16 protein-coding genes are annotated in these 25,176 nt (G+C 54.2%); 13 read left to right on the top strand and 3 right to left on the bottom strand.

Annotated features, from left to right (window positions below; translation table 11 throughout):
• Window positions 1-7: 7 nt before the first annotated feature.
• The gene (locus L1S32_RS09420; RefSeq protein WP_278157079.1) at window positions 8-1,267 is read right to left on the bottom strand and encodes an ORC1-type DNA replication protein; all 1,260 of its coding nucleotides are present in this window, start codon (window positions 1,265-1,267) and stop codon (window positions 8-10) included.
• A 743-nt stretch (window positions 1,268-2,010) separates the two neighbouring features.
• Here L1S32_RS09420 and L1S32_RS09415 point away from each other — a divergent pair.
• The 5 genes from L1S32_RS09415 to L1S32_RS09395 all read left to right on the top strand — a co-directional run bounded on the left by L1S32_RS09415 (window position 2,011) and on the right by L1S32_RS09395 (window position 9,652).
• Window positions 2,011-2,238, top strand: coding sequence for a hypothetical protein (locus L1S32_RS09415; protein ID WP_278154844.1), 228 nt, complete (start codon window positions 2,011-2,013; stop codon window positions 2,236-2,238).
• Between the two features lie 103 nt (window positions 2,239-2,341).
• Window positions 2,342-2,581, top strand: coding sequence for a hypothetical protein (locus L1S32_RS09410; RefSeq protein WP_278154842.1), 240 nt, complete (start codon window positions 2,342-2,344; stop codon window positions 2,579-2,581).
• Window positions 2,582-4,260: 1,679 nt separating this feature from the next.
• Window positions 4,261-4,749, top strand: coding sequence for a MogA/MoaB family molybdenum cofactor biosynthesis protein (locus L1S32_RS09405; RefSeq protein WP_278154841.1), 489 nt, complete (start codon window positions 4,261-4,263; stop codon window positions 4,747-4,749).
• Between the two features lie 408 nt (window positions 4,750-5,157).
• Window positions 5,158-5,889, top strand: coding sequence for a metal-dependent hydrolase (locus L1S32_RS09400; RefSeq protein ID WP_278154840.1), 732 nt, complete (start codon window positions 5,158-5,160; stop codon window positions 5,887-5,889).
• 628 nt (window positions 5,890-6,517) lie between these two features.
• On the top strand, window positions 6,518-9,652 hold the full coding sequence (locus L1S32_RS09395; protein WP_278154839.1) for a PKD domain-containing protein: 3,135 nt from the start codon (window positions 6,518-6,520) through the stop codon (window positions 9,650-9,652).
• A gap of 647 nt (window positions 9,653-10,299) precedes the next feature.
• Here L1S32_RS09395 and L1S32_RS09390 read toward each other — a convergent pair.
• Window positions 10,300-12,375, bottom strand: a complete 2,076-nt coding sequence (locus tag L1S32_RS09390) for a sodium-translocating pyrophosphatase (RefSeq protein ID WP_278154838.1) — start codon at window positions 12,373-12,375, stop codon at window positions 10,300-10,302.
• A 487-nt stretch (window positions 12,376-12,862) separates the two neighbouring features.
• Complete coding sequence (locus L1S32_RS09385; protein ID WP_278154837.1) at window positions 12,863-13,336, bottom strand: universal stress protein; 474 nt, start codon at window positions 13,334-13,336, stop codon at window positions 12,863-12,865.
• 345 nt (window positions 13,337-13,681) lie between these two features.
• Between L1S32_RS09385 and L1S32_RS09380 the strand changes: the two genes are divergently transcribed.
• The 8 genes from L1S32_RS09380 (at window position 13,682) to L1S32_RS09345 (ending at window position 25,165) form a co-directional block, all read left to right on the top strand.
• On the top strand, window positions 13,682-14,914 hold the full coding sequence (locus L1S32_RS09380; RefSeq protein WP_278154835.1) for a methanogenesis marker 16 metalloprotein: 1,233 nt from the start codon (window positions 13,682-13,684) through the stop codon (window positions 14,912-14,914).
• A gap of 36 nt (window positions 14,915-14,950) precedes the next feature.
• Window positions 14,951-16,105, top strand: a complete 1,155-nt coding sequence (gene comE / locus L1S32_RS09375; protein WP_278154834.1) for a sulfopyruvate decarboxylase subunit beta — start codon at window positions 14,951-14,953, stop codon at window positions 16,103-16,105.
• Window positions 16,106-16,152: 47 nt separating this feature from the next.
• Window positions 16,153-17,178, top strand: a complete 1,026-nt coding sequence (locus L1S32_RS09370) for an iron chelate uptake ABC transporter family permease subunit (protein WP_278154833.1) — start codon at window positions 16,153-16,155, stop codon at window positions 17,176-17,178.
• On the top strand, window positions 17,175-18,428 hold the full coding sequence (locus L1S32_RS09365; protein WP_278154832.1) for an ABC transporter ATP-binding protein: 1,254 nt from the start codon (window positions 17,175-17,177) through the stop codon (window positions 18,426-18,428). Before L1S32_RS09370 ends, L1S32_RS09365 begins: the two co-directional genes overlap by 4 nt.
• Window positions 18,429-18,537: 109 nt before the next feature.
• Window positions 18,538-20,427 (top strand): PQQ-binding-like beta-propeller repeat protein, encoded by a 1,890-nt coding sequence (locus L1S32_RS09360; RefSeq protein ID WP_278154830.1) that lies wholly within the window; start codon window positions 18,538-18,540, stop codon window positions 20,425-20,427.
• Complete coding sequence (locus L1S32_RS09355; RefSeq protein ID WP_278154829.1) at window positions 20,412-22,061, top strand: DUF4430 domain-containing protein; 1,650 nt, start codon at window positions 20,412-20,414, stop codon at window positions 22,059-22,061. Before L1S32_RS09360 ends, L1S32_RS09355 begins: the two co-directional genes overlap by 16 nt.
• 24 nt (window positions 22,062-22,085) lie before the next feature.
• The gene (locus tag L1S32_RS09350) at window positions 22,086-24,071 is read left to right on the top strand and encodes a helical backbone metal receptor (protein WP_278154827.1); all 1,986 of its coding nucleotides are present in this window, start codon (window positions 22,086-22,088) and stop codon (window positions 24,069-24,071) included.
• Window positions 24,068-25,165: a PQQ-binding-like beta-propeller repeat protein gene (locus tag L1S32_RS09345; RefSeq protein WP_278154826.1), complete on the top strand. Its 1,098-nt coding sequence runs from the start codon at window positions 24,068-24,070 to the stop codon at window positions 25,163-25,165. The genes L1S32_RS09350 and L1S32_RS09345 overlap by 4 nt, the downstream gene beginning before the upstream one ends.
• Window positions 25,166-25,176 lie beyond the last annotated feature (11 nt).

The following is a 25,176-nucleotide window of genomic DNA, read 5'->3' as shown; positions in this document are numbered from 1 at the left end:
ATTTTTTTCACCGGAATAATGTTTTATAGCGAGATATATCAATCTGATTCAGGCGTTCGTCTGAAAAACGGCCTTCCTGCTGAAGTGTCTCAAGAATCTTCTTTGTTCCGGCACCAAACCACATCTCTTTCGTCCGCCCGTAGCGCCCGCGCGAAACAAGGCGTGCCTTAATGACACCGAGCATATCAAGTTCCGAGATGAGATCAGTGATGCGCCGGTGAGTGAGGACATCAAGGTCCAGCGCCTGGGCGACATCACGGTAGACCTGCACCACTTCTCCGGAGGTGAAGACCTGTTTGTTCATTTCCGGAAAGAGCAGCATTGCATAGAGCACAGCCTTCGACTGGGTGGGCAGTGTCTTGACACATTCGATGAGACTGTCGGCTTCAATCTTGTTGCGCGCCTCACGGACATGCTTTTCCGTGACGATCTCCGCATTTTTGCGCTCGGTGAGTTCACCGGAGACCCGCAGGAGATCCAGTGCACGCCGGGCGTCCCCATGTTCCTGCGCGGCGAGGGCTGCACAGAGAGGGATTACATTCTCATCGAGAACTCCTTCATTGAATGCATAATCGGCACGCTGCTGAAGAATATCGACAAGTTGAGGGGCATTATAAGGTGGAAAGACGATTTCCTCTTCTGAAAGGGAGGAGAGTACCCGGTGATCCAGGTAGCTCGTAAAGAGCAGATCATTGGAGATACCCACAATACAGACCTTCGCGTTTTTCAGTTCGGAATTGATACGCGAGAGGTTGTAGAGGGTTTCGTCACCGGATTTTTTGACCAGTTTATCAATCTCGTCAAGTACGACGATATGGACACCTCCAATTGCCTCAATGAGATTTTTAAGTTCCACATATACCTGGTCAGTCGGCCACCCGGTCATCGGGATGGTTGAGCGCGGCCGGTCAGACGAGCGCCCCTCATCATCTTCGAGAAGTGTTGCTATCTGTGCAAAGACCCGATACTGGGTATCGATTATTTCACAGTTCAGATGGACGACATTGCACTCTACCCCTACCGAGCCGCAGGCCTTCTCCAGTTCTGCGCCGACATAGCGAACCGATGCCGTCTTTCCGGTTCCGGTCTTTCCATAAATCAGGATATTTGATGGCGTCTCATTTCTGATGGATGGCGCAAGGATGGATGCAATGGTATCCATCTGCTCTTTCCGGTGCGGGAGTATCTGTGGGCGGTATGAATGCCTGAGCACTTCCCGGTTTTTGAAAATCGATCGATCTTTTAGATATTTCTGAAATAGGCCTATTGAAGAACTTTGTTCCTCTTCGGTTGGATCCCGTTCCCCTGAACGATCTCCGTATATATCACTGGATGTGTCATTGTATTCCCCCATTTGAATCCGTCACCTCCATGTGTGGTATTTCCATTGGATGTATGTATGTAGATGGGAGCTATACTAAAAGTATCTGAATTGATTCGCCAGTGGAGGGTACAAAACGAAAGAGAAGGCACCGAAAACGGACACGGTTATTAGGTTTGCTACTTCAAAAGCAGGAGTATTCTCTCCATTATTTGACAATGAAGTCTTTCCACGCAGAATTTCGGATGTGAAAACGCAAAGACCGATAACAGACTCCTGATCTGTCATTTTTCAGAGAGGGGTCGGCATATTCACACCAGTATTCAACAAGAATCAATTCTCAACAGAAAAAATCTGTGAAAAAAAAGTTTAAGAACAGGGCACATGTGAGACAGGATAATTTGGTCTTTTAGCATAATTTGTCTTTTTTCCCAAAAAAATTCCGACACTCAATCGGGAAGAGTGTGATCCAAAAGATAAGGGAGGGATTTCAATTGAAACAGAAAGGGAATGCAAATTGATTTCACACAGAGAAAACCCGGTCAGGATATAAGGTGCTGCATGAAGTGAGGGAGAGAAAAAAGAAGACATATATCAGAGCTCTGATGTGGAATTTCCGGGAGGGTTAAATCAGTTTGCTGGACGTCTGTGCGCTATTTAATTCCCGAAAAAAAGAGGAGAGTTGAGTTTTGAGAGGAGAAATCACAGATAGACCAAAAAGGTGCAGCAAAAAATGTCAACTCTTTCACTCTTTTTCCTGTGAAGAGCCTGAAGATAACGAAGGGGCTGAGATTCAATGTCTTCGTGAGAAAGAGAAAATCCAGGAATTGAAGATAGGTGAGAAAGGAAGGAAACGAAATGGAACAGGAAGTGCCTGTGAAGAAGAAAAGAGGAGAGAAAAAAGGAGAGAAAAGTGAGGTTTAGACGTGATTGAGGGAAAGCAAAACAGAGGGGGACGTGATGAGCGGCTCGGTGATTGAAAAAGAGGAGGCAGCAGGAGAGGAGGGTGAAGGAGAATAAATGCGACCTGCCGCATTATCTTTAGAGCCTGAAAGAATATTTTTGCATGAAATGCCTTATTTTTTTAAAAAAAATAAAAGAATGGCAAAAAAATTTGTTTTTCCACTTTTTAAGCTCAAAACAGTGCTAAAAAATTCAAAATTTTTTAAATTGCGGATAAAAAAATCGTTAACACCCCTTTATTTCCACTGGAAAGTGGAAAAATTATTCCCCTTTTTAAAATTCCTTTTTATCGCCTGAATCTATCAGAGAGAAAAGAAAACTCTGCCTTTCCATTTTTTTTCAGTTCATGAGAAAAAAATTTTCCCCCACACCCCTTTATTTCCAGTGCAACTAAAAAAATTGTCCGGGAGAAAAGCAAACTTGCTTTTTAAAAAACAATAAGAAAAGCCATTGAATGATCTCTTTTTCATAATATATAAAGTACTTCAATAATGTACATCAATGTGTGAAAATGGTAGTTGTGTAACACATTTGTTCTGGAAAGTACAAAACTGTCAAAAAGACGGAATTTGTAAAAAAATGCTCTTAGATTCGTCTGACGTTTTGACAGAAGTTCACCCGGAAAAATTTCATTTCCAGTGGAAATTGAGGGGTCTCTCCCATTCTCTGGTAATATAAAAAGAATATGGATCAATTTTTTTTTTCATTTTCAGTTTCTCTCTTCTCTTCTCTCTCAATATCCCAAAAATATGCAATATCTCTCAATTTCTTTGATGAATTATTCTTTATTCAAAAAATTCTTTATCCACTTTTGATACAATCCACATCCATCCATAGGAAACAAAGGTCCTTCCCCAGCCAGCAACTAAAAAGAGCATTCATTCAAAAATGAAGAAAGTCCTTCTCTCATTCTTCCTCCCCCCTTCCTCCTCTTTTCCTTCTGCTTCGCACTGTTGTGCCGTCAATCTGTTTAATCACAATTCCTGCCTGATATTCTTTCTTTTTTCCAAATGAATCTAGAAATGAATCTAAATATATCAGCTCTTAATGTAATTTTTTCCCGGAAACCCCAATTTTCATCTTCCCTCTCTCAACCCCTTAGCTATTTGTCCCCGGCCAGGCTTTCAGAAATGTATTATCATATCATATTTTTCGCATTTTTTGGTGTTGACAAATCTGTCGTGCTCCCTATTTTGGGCAGGATTTTTGGATAGGGATATCCCCACGCATCCTGCTCTCAAAACACGTTCCATCAATTCACTCACCCATCATTCCTTTAATCCGTCCACATTTTTTTCGTACCATTCCTCTCTTGTTTCTCTTTTCTCGGAAAATCCACCCGTGCCCCCTGCCCTCAGAGAACTCATTTGCCTTTTTCGAGACTCTTGCCTGATGTCCTTCCCGGGCTGGAAATCGCATTCTGAATGAAATCTCTTTCTCTAAAAATTCCGTACATTGCTGTTTTTTCCTCTCGCTCCGAAATTACGTTCTGTCGGTCTGTTCTCAGAAGGCTCAAAAATTTTTTTTGCATCCGGAAATTACTCTTCTTTTCGCTTCCTCATTCGCTTCCCCATTCGCTTCCCAAAGCTGTCCTGTGTCAGACCCGGCATCTTTTTTCGTTTCGAAATTTTTTCATTTTCTCCTTTCTCCTTTCTTCTTCAAAATTCCCTTTCTGCCTCACTTCAGACGCCTCAAAACTGTTCTTTTCTCACTCTTTTGTCCTCCCTGCAAATCCTCTGTCTGTTTCCATCCCTGGTCCTCAATAATTTCGCCTCAGGAAATGACTGTCCGGTTCTGACCACCGCGAAACAAAGCGGGAATTTTTTTCTGTTCCGTTCTTTCCTTCCTCAATCTCCCTTTCCTTCTTCACTTTCTGACGGTTTTCAGATTTTTGATCCCGGTGGAAGAAACATAGTCCCGCAGGATGATCACCAGAACCGGTATTCTGAAGAGGTTGCAATACAACCATCATTAATATGGATCCATCCCATCTCAGTGATGTCACCCTTCAGACTGCAGTGATCACCGTTTCAACATCCCGGACAGCCGATGAGGATGTCTCGGGAGCTGTAATAAAAGAGCTCAGCGAGGCAGCAGATATTCCGGTCACATTCTACCGGGTCGTACCGGATGAGATTGATGCCATTCGCGCCGCGCTTCAGGAGGCGCTCTCAGCAGCCAGTTGTGTAATAATCAATGGCGGTACCGGAATCACACACGATGACTGCACGATTGAGGCAGTCTCTCCCCTTTTTGAGAAGACGCTGGACGGATTCGGCGAAATCTTCCGGATGCTCAGTCTGGAGGAGGTGGGTACCCGGGTTCTCCTTTCGCGTGCGGCAGCAGGTATCATTGACCGGCGAGCGGTATTCTGTATTCCCGGCTCAACGGCTGCAGTACGGCTTGCGATGGTAAAACTCATTCTCCCTGAGATGCGGCATATCGTTACGCACGCGAATAAGTGATCGTGTCCGTACCGGTGCGCGACAAAGCGGGTGTGATATCCTAAGTTAGATCACTCGGGAGTTGCCGTGCAGATGAGACAGAAGTGAGGATTCATTTCGGTGAAAAGGACTTTCCTGTCTCGTCCCTCTCCGGTAATATTAGAGGAGTGCTAACGGACCGGCCGGTTCCGGAAATCAGATCCTGCACGCATTCAGAGAAGCGTCTCATTTCTGAAGCATCCGCTATCTGCATCTCTCCCATTTGGGCAGCATCTGTTCCTTCTGTCGGACGGCTTGAGAAAGAGCCTGCAGGAAACACTACAATAAAGATAAGTACAGTATAAGAACGGTAAATAAGAAGAGAAAGGTAGACGGAAAAATCAGGGGAATTCCAAAAAATATGATCTCAAAAAACAGGGAAAACGGGGCATGCTTCCGGCAGTTCACCTCTTAATCGGGATTACGCTCGGCATCTTTCTTTTGTATCTCACGAAGGATTGTCGGGCGGTCATCTACTGTTCCATTGGTAGTCTTCTCCCTGACATCATTGATAAACCGGTCGGGCATCTCATTCTGGCAACTCTTGGAAACGGCCGCATCTTCTTCCACAGCCTGACCATCTGTGGCATTGTTGCCTTCCTGGGGTTCATCATCCTGATAAAATGGCGGCATCCCGGTCTTCTCTTTATCGCAGCAGGCATGCTCTCCCATCAGCTTGCAGATGCGATGTGGGCCATTCCAAACAGCTGGTACTGGCCGTTTCTGGGTTGGTTCCGCCCGAAATATATGCCGTTTTATTTTGAGGATATGTTTTCCCTCGAATTCTCCTCGCCGTCTGAACTGCTTGTCATTATCCTGGGTCTCATTCTTCTCATCTGTATGGTACATGCATGGCGAAAGGGAAACATCGCCCTCTTCCGCCGGGTTGCAGGCGTGGTCGGGCTCATTCTCCTCATAGCAGGGGGTCTTGTCCTCTCCACGCTGGCGGGTTTCTTTTGTCCATCCTTTTGCTTTGTCATGCAGATTCTTCCCGGATTTCTGGTCTATTCGGGTTTTCAGGATATCTTCATCTGTGGCCTGGCTCTCATACTGGGAGGAGGGGCCTTCCTCCTTGTCTCGCTCTCTCCTCCGATCGGGTGCGGGATGAAAGATTTCCTGTGAAAGGTTCAGAGGGTTTGTGTTCCCCGTCGGCGTTCCCCCCGGAGCGTGGAGCACAGAAATGGTACAGAATGATACATATTTGCACGGACCTGAATCCGACCTAAAATAGTTCACGGCCCCAAATCATCGCGAACGATACCCGAACATCTCGGGGTTCTCAATTTGGTACTCTGTCTGATTTCACCGGAGAGGCCGGGAAAAAACCGGCATGACGGAAAATGTGTATGACTTAAGCGCTGATACTGGGTTAATTTATGTAAATAGCCTTTAAAATGACGGTTTTTTGCCTTGTTCAAATAAATATATTGCTTAATCAGAACTGATATGGTGAATGGCGGATATGATGAGTGCCGGATATGATCACTGCCTTTGAACCATGGAGGATGGTATATTTTGTCTGGGGGTGGGGTTATCGGTAACTGACAGGACAGGAAAATGCCGCTGGAACCGCTATCCCGAAACAGATTTCCATAATGGTATCGCGGTTGTACCTGTCCTAATATGAGTATAACGGTAAAATATCAGAAATAAGGCAGAAATCGAACCAGAACAGTCAATTTCATCAATAAATAGCCTTTAATACCATAAAATGAACAAAAAGAGTAATCTCTTTTAGGTGGTCGCAGGAATGGATAAAAAAACCCGAACAGTGGCAGTATCACTTCTTTTTTTCCTGTGCTTTTTGATCCCGGCAGCTGCCGGGGCAGATGATGTGGGGAATGATACCCCTGGCGATATACAAAATACCGGCTGGGTTGGTGATGAATTTCAAGTCAGTGATGAAGCGTGCGACTCCTGCGACTCCCGTGGGTGTGGTCTGGAAATGGTGGCAGAGGCAGAATCCGATGGGAATGCCGGCGACCCGGTGGAGGCATATCCTCTCGGCTATCACCCTGCACCGGAGAGCATTGCATACCGAACAGCAACGGACATCTCGCATCTGACCATCGCTGACGTGGCTCCGATTATGGCAGACGATCCTCTCCCCTCCCGCTATGATCTCAGGGATTACGATCGGATGACCAGTGTAAAAAACCAGGGGAGCTGCGGTTCATGCTGGGCGTTCGCAACCTTAGGTTCGCTTGAATCATATTTCATGGGAGATGAGGGGACTGCATATGACTTCTCCGAAAACAACATGAAAAATATGCATGGGTTTGACTGGGGGTGCTGTAACGGAGGCAATTATGAGATGGCAACGGCGTACCTGACACGGTGGGCTGTACCGGAGGATGTGTCATGGTATTCGGGTCCGGTGAATGAGGAGGACGACCCGTATGACCCATTCTCATGCTCAGGTCCGGATGCACCTTTGATACAAAAACATGTCCAGAATGTGTATTTCCTTCCGGTTCAGTCTCCGACGGACAATTCACTGGTAAAGTCAATGATACAGGACTACGGCGCCGTTGGAGCTACCATTCTGGTCAACAAAACCATTGGGTTTAATATGGCCGGCAGTTCGCCGGCATATTATTACGATCCCTCCGAAGGGATGAAACTGGACGGGGGGCATGCGATTCTCGTCGCCGGATGGGACGATTCGTTTCCCAAAGATAATTTCAATGTGATGCCGCCAGGGGATGGGGCATATCTGGTCAAAAACAGCTGGGGCAGTGACTGGGGCAATGATTCGGGATACTTCTATGTCTCCTATTATGATCCACAGATCAATAAGGACTTCACCATTTTTACGGCAGAATCTACAGACACCTATGACTCTGTCTATTACCATGATGAACTGGGTGCAACGACATTCGCGTATGTTCAGGCATCAACAACAGGCTCGTTTGCCAATGTTTTCCCGGCGTCGGACACAGAGACAATTGAGGCAGTAGGTGTCTACACCTATGAGGCGGGAGCTGAGTTTGTCGCCGGCATTTACCTGAATCCGGATTCCGGTCCGATAAATACCACGGCGGGCCCGGTTTCAACGGTAACGGGAATTTGCGGGCTTGCAGGATACCATACCATTGACCTTGAAACACCTGTTGAAATATCTCCCGGTGATGCATTCTCGGTCGTCTTTACGGTAACAAACCCTTCGCAGTATTTTACCATCCCGCTTGAAAAACAAATTGCCGGTTACTCCTCCGGCGCAACTTCAGCAGCAGGGGAGAGCTATTACCTAAATTATGCGGGCATCTGGAATGATGCATATGGTATAATCGAATTCAACCGCCCGAATGTCTGCATCAGGGCATACGCAACAGATCGTCATACTGTCCCCGCCCCGGTTGCAAATTTCACTGCAGAACCAATATCCGGCACGGCACCACTCACTGTTCAGTTTAATGACACCTCCACCGGCACTCCCACCGAATGGAGCTGGACCTTTGGTGATGGTGCCACATCAACAGACAAAAATCCGACTCATCTCTACAACACCAGCGGCAGCTACACGGTGAATCTGACCGTTACGAACACCGGCGGTTCGAATACAACAACACAGACAGATCTGATCACGGTCCTGGCCGCGGCACCGACGGCAGAGTTTGATCTCAACCGGAATTTTGTTGCATTAACGCAGAACAATACATTCGAGGCCGGCACCTACTCTTCCGATCTCAGCTACCGCCTTCATGCAGCGAATACCGGTCTGAACGTCACGCTTGGAAACCTGACGTATACTGCAGCCGCAGAGAATCTTGCATGGGTTGATTATCCATCATATGCAGTATGGAATGCAACCTATGCAGAGTGGAATTTCCCCCTCGGATATGTGATACCCGGTGGCAGCGGGCTTGACACACGGGCAGGAACGTCGTATTCCGAGGAGAAGGTCTACAATCACAGCATCACCCGCATCAACAACGTGAGTTTCTTCCGGACGAACGGTTCTCAGCGGACAAATGTTACCGTAGTATTCAATGATCTCGACTTTGAATCGGCCTTTGTCGGATTTGCAGCTGCAAAGGATGTGAATGTGACAACCGAAATCATTTCGGGGTCGGTGGAGACCAATGCACCGCTCGCTGAACCGCTCCCGTCTGCTGGAGCATATCACCTGAAACTTGACACGGAAGAGCTTGTCGCCGGAAGTGAGTACTACTTCACCTTTGATACCCGGATTTATCTCAACGGGTCTGCGGCGGTTCACAAACCGATGGTCTATGTCTGGGAAGGCATGAGCCATGATACGGCATCACTCGGTGAAACATACACAGCCACAGTCCCCTCCGCTATGCTTCCCGCCGATGCAGCAGCATTTTCGGTTGAGACGAACACCTCCTGTGACTGGACGGTTGTCCGGCAGAACAACCTGCTTTCCATCCTTGATGGCAGTTCGAATGCGGTACCGGGCCTTCCGGTTGCGGACTTCTCCGGGACACCGCGGACAGGGGCACCACTGTTGAATGTTTCCTTCACCGATCTCTCCACCGGAGAACCGGATACATGGCTGTGGACTTTTGGTGACGGCACCAGTTCAACAGAGCAGAATCCGGAGCACATCTATACCGCAGACGGTGTATATACGGTAATGCTCTCGGTGAACGGGGGCGAATCCACCTCCACAAAAGCCGATTATATCCGGGTCACCTCCCTTTTCCTCGGCGATGCAAATGGTGATGGGATAGTGAACCAGGCAGATACCCTGCGGGTGCTCAAAGAGGTTGTCGGGCTTACAACAGCACCACTCAGCGGAACCGATGCATTCGAACGGACCGATGTCCACTGGAACGGTGTGATTGACATTGGCGACGCGATGTACATTGCCCAGTATAATGTCGGGCTGCGGGACCAGTGGTTTGAACTGGTTTGACGGCGGAATCCGTCACCATATCTTTTCTTTTCTCCCCGGTTGCCCTCATAATGTTAGATCGTTCCTATTGGTCCGGATCTGGTGCTGGCTTGGGAGTGAGAGTCATGAACGGTATAAGATGGGAACCTGAGGATTGTTTCAGAGCCTTTACAGGAGGGGGACGTAAATTAGAGGATTGATTTGTTTTTTTGATTCGATTTTCCATTGCATCCAAATGAATTTCGGGTACCGATTGATCCTGATGCAACCATTCAACCGCTTATTTCATGCTTTTCCTCCCCCCGGAGGAGGGCGAAGGGTCACGGCATCAGCCGTACGGGGATGGAGGGTTTGGCAGGAAAAGGGGAGATCCTAAAACCGTTCTAGCATGCGTACGGTCTGGAGGGATTTCATCGTCACGTGCCCGCCCGTCATGAGATGTCCCTGTACGGGAACGAGAGGATCATCTTCGATGTACCCTTTTTTTCCGTCTGTCTCAACGTCAATTCTCCCTTTTAGCACGGCGTGCAATGACAAAGGCATCGACACCGGAATGGACTCATGAGGAGGTACGCTTCGCGGATTCCATGTCCGGAACGAGTGACATGACATATCCGCACCACCCCGTCTGCCGATCACAGGCAGGGAGGAGCAAAAAAAGAATGAGATTAAAGGAAGAGCGGTGCAAAGACCACTGCGACGATGCTCATCAGCTTCAGAAGAATGTTGATGGCAGGGCCGGAGGTGTCCTTGAACGGGTCACCGACGGTGTCACCGGTGACAGCTGCCTTGTGGGTGTCTGAACCCTTGCCGCCGAGGTGTCCCATCTCAATGTACTTCTTTGCATTGTCCCATGCACCACCGGCGTTTGCCATGGTGATTGCAAGCATGAATCCTGCGCCGAGTGAACCGACGAGGAGACCACCGAGGGCATCCTTGCCGAGAATAACACCAACGAGAACTGGTGCTGCAATGGCGATGACACCCGGGAGGATCATCTCACGCAGAGCGGATGAGGTGGAGATGGAGATACATGCCGCGTAGTCAGGTTCTGTGGTGCCTTCCATGAGGCCCTTCATCTCCTTGAACTGACGGCGGACTTCAATCACAATGGCATATGCCGCACGTCCGACTGCCATCATTGTCATGGATGAGAAGAGGAACGGAAGCATTGCACCGATGAGAAGACCGATGAAGACCGGAGGCTGCATGACATCGATTGCCTCGAGGTCCACAGCGATGCCGTAGGAAGCAAAGAGTGCGAGTGCAGTAAGTGCTGCTGAACCGATTGCAAATCCCTTGCCGATGGCTGCGGTGGTGTTTCCGACTGCATCGAGGGTATCGGTGATAGTACGGACAGACTCAGGCTGGTGGCTCATCTCTGCGATACCGCCTGCATTGTCTGCGACAGGTCCGTATGCATCGACTGCGAGGGAGATGCCGAGCGTTGCAAGCATACCGACTGCTGCAATCGCAATGCCGTAGAGGCCTGCGAAGGTGTATGCGAGGTAGATGGCAAGTGCGATGAGAAGGGTCGGGACGAGTGTTGACTCCATACCCTTGGCAAACCCGGTGATGATGTTGGTTGCAGCGCCTGTTTCACAGGAGTTTGCAATCGTCTGGGTGGGTTTGCGTTCGTAGGAGGTGTAGTACTCGGTGACCTGACCAATCAGGAACCCTGCGACAAGACCTGAGACACAGGCAACAAAGACACCGAATCCATAGCTTCCGAGGAGCATGGTGGCGATGAAGTAGGTTGCTGCGACCACGAGGATGAGTGCTGCGACAAGGCCCATGTTGAATGCCATGTGAATTGCGGAGGACTCGGTCTTGTTGGTTCTCACAAAGAACGAACCGATGATAGCGCAGATGATACCGACTGCGGCGATGATCATCGGGAGGACGACGAGGTTGTACTCCGGCATGCCGCTGAGAGCTGCGGTGGACTCAATGCCCAGAATAAGGCTGATATCGCTGCCCTTGCTGATTGCAAGAATGGCTGCAGCGCCGAGGAGCATGGTGGAGATGATTGAGCCGACGTATGACTCGTAGAGGTCAGCACCCATACCGGCGATGTCACCGACGTTGTCACCGACGTTGTCTGCAATGACAGCGGGGTTTCTGGGGTCGTCTTCAGGGATACCTGCCTCGACCTTACCGACGAGGTCAGCACCGACGTCTGCGGCCTTCGTAAAGATACCGCCGCCGACACGGGCGAAGAGTGCAATCGAACTTGCACCAAGGGAGAATCCTGCAACGACATTGACAATCTCATAGATGCCGGCGCCTTCCATCATGGTGGAAACTCCGATAAATGCGACGGAGAGACCAAAGAGGCCGAGACCGACGACGGACATTCCCATGACCGTACCGGATGCAAAGGATACCCGGAATGCATCAGCAATGCCACGGGTGGCTGCATGTGCTGTCCGGCCGTTTGCGGAGGTTGCGGTGAACATGCCGATGTAGCCGGCAGTTGCGGAGAGAGCCGCTCCGATGACAAAGCAGACCGCGGTTAACGGGCTGATGAGTATTGTCAGGATGATCGCGAGTACTATCACAAAGACCGCGATATACTTGTACTGGGTGTTTAAGTACACCATCGCACTTTTGTGTATCACGGATGTGAGCTTCTTGATGAGCTCACTGCCTTCCCCTTCGGACTGGACCTTTTTAAAGGAGAGTCCTGCAAAGAGGAGAGCAATCAGGGCACATACCGGTGCCAGATAGACGAGTGAATCCATGGTTTATCCAAATCCCCCTTTATGGTTTCAGGCACACAACCACACGGGTTTTCGATTCCATACAGATTAGGGTTCTCTATATAAAAAAAGAATAGGGCGGTTTATGGTGACTGCGGTATGGCATGTCTCCGGATGGGTGGAGCCGCCCTCATCGCCCGCCCGTTTCAGAATCAAAGAGAATGATACAGTTTCGATATCCGCCCGGTGGAGGCACCTTGGTATATCCGAATATCATGTCTGCCGGTCAGGTCACTTTTCCGTGAATCTTATTCTTCCTTTTTTGCCCAATTTAGTCGTCCATTTAGCTTTTAACTCTCAATTCTCCAGCCGTATTAATTTCGGGTCAGAAGAGAATACGGGATTGTGAACACCGGTGCAGGATGGTTATCGGGAGGAAACGCGTAAGTGCGGCGGAATGAGGCACCTATTGGAAAAACGGGTGAAATGGGACTTCAGTGAAGATCTGCCGGAAAGGAAAGCCTCATTCTCACTTTGATTCCGAACCCCGCACCACAAGCACGGGCTGGCGGGCCCGCCGGATCACATCCGCGGATACTGAGCCGAGGAATGCATGTGAAAGGCCTGTTCTCCCGTGAGCACCCACGACAATGAGGGAGGCCTCCCTGCTCTCTGCAATCCGGACGATCTCATCTGCCGGGTTGCCGCTGAGGATCACCGGCTCCACCTCAAGCCCAGCCTCGCGGAAGCGGCAGACAGTCTCCGTCATCAGCTGCTGGCTTTCCCGGTGAAGGCGGTCACGGAGCGTATCTTCATAGAGCGTGGCCGAATCTGCATCCAGACCGGGCGGTTCAGCGATGACGAACTGTTCTTTTGGGGCATCCGAGACGTGCAGGAGCACGACCTTCCTGCACCCGGCATCTGTGAGGCGGAGGACATAGTCCGCCGCCCGTGCAGACACAGGAGAGAAGTCGGTGGCAAGGCAGACAGTGTCAAAAAGCATACTGGCCCCTCCCTGGCACCGTATGTGGCATTCTCTGGTATATCATGATGACTCTTCCTGACAGAGATGTACATTTTGGCAGGAAAAAAGGTTGCGTATTCATTTCCGGGGGCGCATCTGAAAAATCTGATGGTACGCATCGGGCCGTGTGAAACGGCGGGGGGTGTATGCCCGTGATACAAATGAGAGGTGTACCCTCCCGATCTGGTTGAAGAACAGGCATCCGTTCACCTGACATCAGATGCATGTGCAGGCCGCTGAAGAAGTGAATCGTATCAGTGTTCCTGCTAAGAAGAGTGCAGAAGAAGAGAATACTATAAGTGTCCTTACGAAGAAGAGCGCACAATGAAGACGATGCAGGAAGTCCGGGATCGGCTGGCCCGCGGGGAGGCCACCGTCTGGACGGCGATGGAGATGAAAGAACGGGTGCGGGCGGGTGACATCCCGACAGCAGCAGAGGTGGATATCGTCACGACCGGCACCTTTGGGGTCATGTCCGGCACCGCTGCCGTGATGACCGTACCTGTTGCACCCCCCGGTGCGTTCCTCCGGGCCGACAGGGTCACCCTCAATGGTGTTCCCGCCTTTCCTGGCCCCTGTCCGAATGAACGGCTGGGCACCGTGGACCTCATCGTCTCCGGCACTGCCGCCGCCTCGGAGAGCTATGGCGGTGGCCACCTCTTCCGGGATCTGGTTGACGGGAAAGAGGTCGATGTGATAGCAGAGGCCGGAGGAAAGACCTTTGAGAACACTGTCTTCATCGAAGACCTCACTTCTGCCCGTATCTTCACCACCCGGAGCTGTTTTCGCAATTACACCGCATTTGTCAACCGCGGAGCCGCCCCTCTCGACACCATATTCTCGGTCCTGCCGCTGGAAGGCCATATGAGGGCGGCGACCGTTTCGGGGTGCGGGGAAATAAACCCGGTCGAAAACGACCCTGGCCTTATGCATATCCGGCCGGGCACCCCGCTTCTGGTAAACGGCGCTCCGGGTATAGTCATGGGGGAAGGCACACGGAGCACACCGGAACGCCGGAACATCGCCGCCTGTGCCGGGCTCAGTGCGATGGACGGTGAGTACATGGGAGGATTTGTGACTGCCCACGGGCCGGAATGCCTCACCTCGGTCGCCATTGCCCTGCCGGTCCTCACGGCAGATGACATCGCCCGCCTCTCGGTAACAGATGAGCAGATCGCCCTGCCGATAGCAGACATCACCGACCGTGCCCCGTTCTCAGCCGCAACCTATGGTGATGTCTGGCAGGGAACCGAACTCACGGTGCAGGTGAATCCCCTTCACTGCCTCTTCTGCGGGCCCTGCACCGCCGCCGGGGCCTGCCCGACGAAGGCGGTAATGATGGGAGGCGGAATCATGCGCTCCCGTTGTGTCTCATGCGGCACCTGTGTGCATACCTGCCCGAACGGGGTATATACGATGCAGGCAGGTGCCCTGCACCAGACGGACGACAGCACCATCGCTGTGCCCATCGTGCTCCGGCAGTCAGACCGCTCACGTGCAGAGGCACTCTGCAGGCGGCTGAAAGATCAGCTCCTGAGGGGGGAGTTCCTGTTATGAATATCTCTTCGCGGTGCAGTATGGAGGTGACCGGCGATGCATGAAGAGAGCGCCCTGCGGTATGTCGCCTCCGCCGGTGTGGACACGGTGGTCAGCCTGCCCTGTGACCGGACACAGGGTCTGTACTGTCTGATTCAGGAGAACTTCCGGCACATCACGGTTATGCGCGAGGAGGATGGTGTCGGCCTCTGTGCCGGTCTCTTCCTTGCAGGAAACCGGCCGATGATGCATATCCAGAGCTCGGGACTTGGCACCATGCTCAATGCGATAATGACGCTCCCGGTGCCATATGAACTCCCGCTCCCTGTCCTTGCCTCATGGCGTGGTGTCCACCGGGAGAAGACGGAGGTGCAGATGCCGTTCAATATCCATCTTCCCGATCTTCTGGATGCGCTGGATATCGTCTATACGGTGGTGCACGAGGCGGGGGACCTCGATCGTATCGAGGGAGCCATTGCCGATGCCTTTGAACACCACCGGCCGCATATTATTCTTGTCTCCCCGAAGGTATGGGAAGGAATCGGGGGTACAGCCGGAGTCCCGCCCGCTCAGATTTTTCCCCTCCGCAACCGTGATATCAGCCTTGCATACGAACGAACGATCACCCAGCCGTTCTGGCGGCGGGCGGATGCCATCGCTGCAGTCGCATCCCTCCTCACCGATGAACTGGTGGTCACGAATCTTGGCGTTCCCGGAAATGAACTCTATGCGGTTCGGGACCGGCCGGAGAACTTCTACATGATGGGCAGTTACACGCAGGCGACACCCATCGGTCTGGGGCTCGCCCTTGGGCAGGACAGGGATGTCGTTGTCTTTGACGGGGACGGGAGCCTTCTGGGGACAGCCATTCTGCCGGTGGTGGCAGCGGAGGCGCCGGCAAATCTCACGATCATCGCTCTTGACAACGGGTCATTCGGCAGCACCGGCGATCAGCCGACCCATGCATATGCGGTCGCTGACCTTGAGCTGCTGGCCCGCGGAGCGGGCATCACGAACACCTGCAAGGTGCAGGATGAGGAGAGCATCCGTGCGGCCTTCCGTTCGCACAGCTCCGGCCCCCGCTTTATCCATGCTGTTATTGCCCCCGGCAATTCGAAAGCCCTGTCGATCCCCTTCCGTGCAAGGGACATCAGGGACCGGTTCATGGGGGCGGTCTGGTCTCCTGCGATGAAACAAACTCTGTTTGGTTAAAGCAAACACATTTTAGTTAACCGCTCCAACGGTACTAGAGAATTCATATGCCTGAGATCTCGCGTGCCCGGACTGCCAGCATTATCACCCTCCTCGGAGCCATGCTTGTCTGTGCATTCTTCCTCGCACTGAGCCTCGGGCCGACGACGGTACCGTTTTCTGCGTTCATCCCGGATGATATCCCGGGTATGCTTATGGCCCTCTTCTCCGGCGGGGACACTGCAGGATTCTTCTCTGACCAGACCTCGTACCTCATCATCTACTCCATCCGTCTCCCGCGGGTGATTGCCGCAATACTCGTCGGTGCCGGTCTTGCTGCGGCCGGCACGGCGATGCAGGGGCTCTTCAGGAATTCGATGGCAGACCCCTATATCATCGGCACCTCTGCAGGTGGAGCGTTTGGCGCCGCTTTCACCATCGTCTTTATGGGCGGCTTCCTTCTGCCGCTTTTCGCCTTCCTGGGTGCACTTGGGTCAACCTTCCTGGTCTATGCCATTGCAACCCGCAACGGGCGTGCCCCGGTGGAGACCCTGCTTCTGACCGGTGTCGCGATTTCGATGTTCTTCTCGTCCATACTCTCGTTTCTCATGTATTCGGCGGGAAACAGCCTGCACCAGATAGTCTTCTGGCTGATGGGCGGCCTGTGGAACGTCTCATGGGATGATGTCCGGCTCGGTCTTTTGATCCCTGTCGGAGGGGTTCTTTTGTTTGTTCTCGCCCGCGACCTGAATATTCTCTCACTGGGAGAAGAGGATGCCCTGCACCTCGGGGTCAATGTCGAGCAGTTCAAGCGAATCTTACTCTTTGTCTCATCGGCCCTTACGGCGGTTGCGGTATCCATTGCCGGGTCGATCGGCTTCATCGGGCTCATCACCCCGCACATCATGCGGCTGGTGGTCGGCCCGGATCACCGCATTCTCTTTCCGGCGGCAATGCTTGCCGGCGGGCTCTTTCTTTTGGCGGCTGACACCCTCACGCGGTCGTTTCTGGGTGAGATGCCGGTAGGGGTGATCACCTCCTTTGTCGGTGCGCCCTTCTTCATCATGCTGTTGCGCAGGAGGATGCGGGCATGATCGATGTGGAAGACCTCTGTGCAGGCTACGGCGGCAAAGATATCATCGGGGAGATTACGTTTGCTGCAGGAAAAGGCGCGTTCATCGGCATTATCGGCCCCAACGGATCGGGAAAGACCACACTCTTAAAGGCCATCAGCCGGGTGCTGAACGTCTCCGGAGGTGTGGTGACGCTGGAGGGGCGGGCGATCACCGACTTCGGGCAGAAAGAACTGGCCCGCACGGTGGGTGTCGTCCCGCAGGAGACGGCGATGAACTTCTCGTATACGGTCGCTGATATCGTCATGATGGGCCGTTTCCCCCATAAGGAGCGGTTTGCAAAGGAAAATGCCGACGATTACCGCATCGTGCGGGAGGCAATGGAGGTGACCAATGTCGCCCATCTCGCGGACCGGCCGGTCACCGACATCTCCGGCGGGGAACGGCAACGGGTAATCATTGCTCGTGCGCTTGCCCAGCAGCCGAGGGTGATTCTTCTCGATGAGGCGACCGCCCACCTCGACATCAATCATCAGGTGGAGATCCTCTCCATCGTCCGTGATTTGGGGGAAGGTGTCACCAAGATCGGGGTCTTCCATGACCTGAACCTTGCCGCCGAGTTCTGCGACCGGATTGTGCTTATGGCGGGGGGGCGCATCCGTGCGATGGGTACGCCTGCCGAGGTGCTCACGATGGAGCGCCTGCGGGATGAATACGGTATCACCGCGATGGTCCAGACCAATCCGGTCACCGGCAGGCCACTGGTCACACCCCTGAGCGAAGGGGTCCCGCCCGCCCTTCGTGGCGCCCGTATCCATATCATCTCCGGCGGGGGCACTGGTGCGGGGCTGATGTATACGCTCACGGCGGCCGGATGTCTCCTGACGGCAGGCGTGCTCTCACCGATGGATTCAGACTTTGCGGCTGCATCACGGCTTGGAATTCCCTGTATTACGGTGCCTGCTTTTGCCCCCATCACCCCTGCTGTCTGTGAGGCGCTCGGCGTATATCTCGACGAGGCGGATGCAGTTATTCTCACCGCCATGCCGGTGGGGGAGGGCAATCTGCCGAATATCCAGGCGCTCACCAGCACCCGCCGCTCCCGGCTTCTCCTCTTTATGCCGCCCGGTGAGGAGTTCACCGACTGCACACCCGCAGGGGACGGGTCCTTCCTTGCAGCGATACGGGCTGCGGGGTGCCCGGTCGTCTCATCGCGCAGTAGCCTTTACCGGGAGATTGAGCGGCTTGTTCTGGCCCGAGACCGTGTCTAACCGGTTTTCCCCTCCCTTTTTAGACTCAGCACCGGTATACACATTTATTCGGATATAGCTAAATATAAATTTAGCAAATTATATTGAGTTAGTAACAATAGGTTTGTTTATGTTTCCCAAAACGGCTCTTCGTCTCTCTCTCCTCATTATGATGGTACTCATCATGGTGCAGGGCTGTACAGCTGCTGACTATCTCACCTTCCATGGTGATGCCCGGCGTACGGGATATGTCCCGGATGCGGGCCCGCTCTCGGAAAATATCCGCTGGTCGGCCTCACCCGGCTGGATCGATGCGTCCCCGGTGGTGGCAGGTGACCGCGTCTATATCGCGACCATTGCTGACTGGAACCACCCGGAGGCAGTGCCTGCGGTCTTCTGTTATAATACGACAACCGGTGTTGAGGTCTGGACGTATGCAGCCGGCTCCCAGTCGGGCCTTACGATCGCAGATGACCTCCTCATCGTCGGCGGTACAGACGGGTATCTCTGTGCTCTTGATACCGCAGACGGCAGTCTGGTCTGGTCTGTCCAGGCGGATGAAAACCCCGGATTTTTCGGTCTCTCATCGTCGCCGCTCTTTTATGACGGCCTGCTGTATGTGCTGACCCCCTCTGACGGCGGCCTGCATGTCTATTCCCCGGCAGACGGCAGTGAGGTCTGGTCGGTTGCGTTCGGTGCCTGGGACGCCGGGTGGACGGATGCCACCTACTACACCGCCCCTGCTGCAGCAGACGGTGTGGTCTACTTCCCGTCCAATCTCACTACCCTCTTTGCATATGATACGGCAACCGGGTCAGAACTCTGGAATATCACCCTGGATGGCACCATCAAGTCGGCGCCTGTCATCGGCACCGCCTCGCTCTTTGCGACAACAGAGGCAACGCTCTATGAACTCTCTTTTGCAGACGGCAGCATTTGTGCGACCCGCACGATTGCAGGCACCATCGGCACCCCGGCGCTTGACGAAACCGCCGGTCTGCTTTATGTGGGAACAGGTGACGAAGGTCTCATCTGTCTGGATGCCACCGATATCACGGCACCCCCGGTATGGCAGTCCGCTACGACTGCTGAAATCGCCTCATCCCCGGTGATTGCCGGTGATTATGTCTATGCCGGCACCAGTGAGGAGCAGTCCACCCTCTATGCCTTCTCTGCTGCGGACGGAACTGTGCTCTGGTCATACATCCTCCCTGCACCGGAAGGCGGGAACTGGGCCTCGTTCTGGGGCTCATCGCCTGCTGTCGCAGACGGTACACTCTTCATCGGCGCTGAGTATACGAACACTCTATTTGCCTTCGGGCCGGGTGCGGCTGCCGAGGCCACCGTTGTCCTGCACGAAGGCACGGAGGTGGCACTCACTGACGGCACACTTGTAAACGAAACCACTGCAGCAGGTGCCCTCCACGCCGCTGCCGCCGCCTGCGGGTTTACGGTTGACACCTCCACCGGCGCCTGGGGCTCTTCCCTGAACCTCCTTGGTGATATGGGATATGATGGAGTGACCGGGCGGTACTGGCAGCAGTTTGACAATGGAGAAGCCTCCATGGTCGGCATTGACCAGCCGGCCCGCGATGGCGACACCTTTACCTTCTGGTACTCGGGATGGGGTGACATCCTTCCGGCTGAAACGACCGGTCTTCCCGACTGTGTGACCATTCATGTCAGTGTGCCGGAAGATGACATCGGCGCCTTTACCATTGCAGACACCGGGGCTGCACCGGGCTGTAGCTTCCTCGCACGGCTCAATGTGACGAAGGCTGAAGCGGGATGGTACGTGATTGTCGTCTCCGGTGTTGATGCCGAAGGAAACAGTCTCTGCGGCCTTGCCACGGTGGAACTGGAGGCAGGGACAGAGAAGACCGGAATTCCGGTATATGTGCAGGTGCCCCTGAATGCCGCAGCTGGTGAGTATGAGCTCTTTGCAGCGGTTTACACCTTCGACACCTTCCCGTATACCAAACCGGTCACCTCCGAGGGAATCATATGCACCGTACAGTAGGCATCTGTGTGGTCCTCCTTGCCCTCATCGTCTGTGCGACGACACCGGCTGCTGCGATCAGCGTGCTGAGTGTCACCCAGGCAGGGGCAGGCGAACCGATGACGGTCACCCTTGACATGGAAGGGACGGTCGTCTTCCAGTATGGGGAGGGCACACCGGTCTTTGGCCACGGTACAATCGTGAAGTTCATTCCACCGGGAGACGGGATCGTCACCGTCTCGGCAACCGACCCGGTAACGGGCGCGATGACGGCTCCGCAGAGTATCATCATCACCAATCCGACACCTGCCCCGACACCGACTCCGCAGCCGGGCAGCGGTGGGGGCGGCAGCGGTAGTGACACTCCGGTCATTGCCTGGAAGACGGTCACTCTGCCCGCAGGCACCTTTAATGTCACTGCTGACAATTCAGGTGATGTTTCGGCTGTTTCGTGGCAGTGTGCGCTGGGCACCCTGCAGGCAGCCGGTGTCAGCTTTAAGGTAAGCGACGAATGGGACAACGGCCTCTTTGTCACTGAAGTGGACGGGAAACCCTCTGCAGGCGCCGCCGGGTGGATGTATCAGGTGAACGGGGCATCGCCCGCCACCACTGCAGACAAATGCACCGTCAAAGCCAATGATGAAGTGGTGTGGTATTATAGTGAATCGATGAGCCAGACCCCCCAGGAGTCACCAAAGGCATTCTTTTACCGGGTACAGATCAGCAGTCCCGCCCCTGGTACCAGCAGCACCCCGTCTGCCGGGATATTGGAAACCGGTACCGGCCTTACTACCGGGGCAGACGCCGCATCGTATCCGCTCTCCCTTCCGCCGGGTTCTGACCTCCGCCTGAGCGAGGGCCGGATGTATCTGACGGTCAATGTCCCGATGGCCACCGCAGCTGGCGACGTCATTGGTTTTTCCGGGAATATGATGCTCATCACCCGTGACGATGTCGTACTGAAGATTCGCTTTGCGGACTTCACCGAAAAGAGCGGTGTTGTCGCAGGTGAGATCACCGATGTCATGGTCGAGACCACACCGGTCACCGTGACGTGTGCAAACGGGGCTGGTCCTGAGGTTTCGCTCCTGATTAGGCTTCTGACCGTCCCGATGGACGCGGATCTTGATGTGACAGTCACCCCCCTCTCCGGTATCTCTGCCGTACCGTCAGCGTTTCTGAGTGCTGCCAATGCCGCACTCAGGCCTGAGGGCATGGCAGCCGGTGGCGCCGGCTGGCAGATGGACATCGACAAACGGGGGCTTGAAAATGGGGTGGACGTAGGGGATGTGACGGTCCGCATCACTGCAGACTCCGCATATATCACGGAGATGGGGGGTCTGTCTGCCCTCCGTCTCATCCATATCACCGATGACGGCACCGCAGAGGTGCTCACCCTACGGTCTGCAGGTGCCACTGCTGACGGGGAGACGATGCTTGAGGCAGGTCCTGCCGCAGGCCTCTCGTCGTTCTTCCTGATCTCGGTCACCGACGGACCGGCATCCTCCGGCACAGGCGCCGGAGCCACGCCGGTGTCGGCTGAGGATACTGCATCCCCTGCAGCCACGCAGTCCGGCACATGCCTGACGATCCTTAGTGCGGCAGTGGCCGGCATCCTCGGGATAACCGGCATATACCGGAACACAAAAAGATAATCTATACAGGACTGGTTGAACAAAATGAATACAAAATTCCTTCTTTTTTTTTTAACTCTTCTCATCGTTCCATGCATTGCGGTTACGGCTGCTGCCTATCCGCTTACGGTAGGGAACGCTGAGGTCGAAGATGCGCTTGGATATCTTGCTTCCTGCCAGCAGGCCGACGGCGGGTTTGCAGAAGAGGGGGAGGAGTCATCCCCGGCGCTCTCCACCTGGGCGATTCTTGCGATTGTCTCGGCCGGAGGCGACCCGGACCAGTGGTCCCGTGGCGGCGTTTCAGCTGGCGACTATCTCCGTACGGTGGCGGATGAAACCGTCGCTATTGACGGCACATCAGAGACGGCCAAACTCGTCTGCACTCTGGTCGCGGCAGGCGAAGATCCCCGCAATTTCGAAGGACATGACTTCATCGCCCTCCTGCAGGCAAAACAGCAGGCTGACGGCCGCTACGGCGAGCACATCTACACGACAAACTGGGCCATCATTGCCCTTTCTGCGGCTGGTAAGGATGTCTCTGGCGGTGTTTTGTGGCTGAAGAGCCAGCAGAATGAAGACGGCGGCTTTGGCTGGACCGTCGGGGGAGAGAGCGACTGTGATGACACTGCGTCAGCCATTGAGGCGCTCATCGCCGGCGGGATACCACAGGATGCCCCCGCCATCCGTGACGCGGTTGCTTACCTGAAATCCAGACAGCAGGCCGACGGCGGGTTCAACTACGGCGGATCGAGTGCGACCAACTCCGCCTCCGATGCATGGGTCATTCAGGCCCTTGTCGCGGCAGGCGAGGATCCCCTGACCTGGACGACGGCGACCGGCAATACGCCCGTTTCCCACCTCCTCTCATTCCAGGCAGATGAGGGGTATTTCCGGTGGACGTCTGTCCTCACCGATCTCCCCTGTAAGATGACTGCAACGGCCATTCCGGCACTGACCGGCAGGCCGTTTCCCGTCATTCCGGTGAAGGGTGCGGTGCCGGTTGCGCCGCCTGAAGCTGCAGCGACTCCGGTCCCCACCGAAGCACCGTCTGTTTCAGCCAAAGACACCCCCGTATTCGATTCATCAGCTGACAGCCGGACGATCACCGATGATTTCGGCCGCGAACTCTCCCTTCCGGCCCCGCCCCGGCGCATTGTCTCACTGGCACCGGCCAATACCGAGATACTCTATGCACTGGGCCTCGGCGACCGGGTGGTCGGCGTTACCGACTACTGCAACTACCCCGAAGCGGCGCTTGGCGTCGACAAGGTCGGCGGATACAGTTCGGTGAATATCGAGAAGGTGCTCCAGGCAAAACCAGACCTCGTCATCGCAGCGTTCGGCAACACCGAAGAGGTCATCACCCACCTGGAAAACCTTGGCATCACGGTCCTTGCCCTCAACCCAGCCTCCATCGAAGATGTGACGGACAATATTCTCCTCGTTGGTGAGGCGACCTGGGCAGATGACGAAGCGGCTGCCGTGGTGGCCGATATGCAGGCACGAATTGATGCCGTGAAGACAGCGGTTGCGTGTGCTGACACCACCCCGTCTGTCGTACATATGGTCTGGAATGACCCGATATGGGTCAGCGGCAGCGGTTCGTTTCAGGATGAGATGTTTGCAATTGCCGGAGCCACCAATGCCTTCTCGTCCGTACAGGGCTGGGAAATCGTGAGCATGGAGGAGTTCATCGTTACAGACCCGGATGTTATTATCGCGAACTCCGGTGCAGGCATGGGGGGGGGCAATTATGATATCCTCTATCGGTATGTCACCGAAGAACCCCGTTTCCAGGGCCTCAGCGCCGTTCAGAATGACCGGGTCTATCTGGTGGACTCAGACATCATTGACCGCGGCAGCCCGCGTATTGTAGACGCCCTTGAGGTGGTGGCACGCGATATCCATCCGGAGTGCTTCCCGGAGGATAACGGTGCTCAGCCGGTGCCGACACAGAGCCCTGCGTCATTCATCGGTGCACTGGCCGCTGTGACCGTGCTCGGGTACTGTCTTGGGAGGCAGGGGAAGTGAGCAGATTGCATGTGTCTGTCACTGCAGGCATTCTGTTTGCCTTTCTCCTTATCGCATCCCCGGTCATGGCAGGGGAGTGGGTGCCCGCCGGTTCGGATCAGCCGGGCTTTCGCATCGTCGATATAGCGGTTTCCGGAGACGGCGCATACAGCGCCCTTACGGGGAATGGCGGCATCATCCTCCTGACCGCAGACGGCACAGAGTGCTGGCGCAGTCCCGAGGGCGGCTACCGCTCTGTCTGTCTCTCCGAAAATGCGAGCATTCTTGCGGCAGGCGGTGACGGTCTGTGCGTGCTGGACAAAAACGGCACCGTTTGTGCAACCGTCCGGTCCAGAAACTATCTGAATGATGTCACTATAACGGCGGATGGTAGCCTGATTGTCGCCGTGGCTGATGACGAGACCCTGCGCCTCTACACGCCGTCAGGAGATCTCATCCGGAGCACTGAAACAGGTGATGATCTGGTCTCGGTTGCCATCAGCCCGGACGGGACCTACATCGCCGGCGGCACGGTGACCGGAAATGTGGTGCTTTTCTCCGATGCGGGAGAGGAGCGCTGGAGCTATGGGCTCTCCCGCCAGCCGGTGACCGCTGTTGCCCTTGCAGATGGTGCCCGGACGATCGCTGCCGTCTCTGCTGACGGTGCGTTCGCCCTGCTCTCACGGGCGGGAGCCCTCCTCTGGTCCGGGTCTGCCCCGCATGCAGGAGGGGTCGCGGTGACGGCGGACGGTGCGACTGCCGCCCTTGCCGATCGGCAGGGTATCCGGTTCATGGAGCGGGACGGCACGCCAGCCGGTCAGATTACCGGTCTGGACGGCTCGGTTGCAGCTGCGATGGATAGCAATGGAAGGATGGTGGCGATGACAGACGGCACCCGTATCAGCGGATTTGTTCCTAAGGTTACAGCCGTGGCAGAAGAAACACCCCTGCCGGAACAGTCACCGGGAGAAGCACAACCCGATATTACGACTGGACAGACTCAGCCGCATGAAGGAGAGGGCCCGGTTCCGACGAGCTCTCCTTTCCCGCTTCTTCCGGCAGGAGTGGCGCTCATTCTTTCGCTCGGTTGTGCCGGCAGAGGTCTCCGGTGTTAAGCGGCCATTCC

This window comes from Methanogenium sp. S4BF, from assembly GCF_029633965.1.
Taxonomy (GTDB): domain Archaea; phylum Halobacteriota; class Methanomicrobia; order Methanomicrobiales; family Methanomicrobiaceae; genus Methanogenium.
Note: the sequence above shows the minus strand (reverse complement) of the source record. Positions and strands in the feature narration are given on the sequence as shown.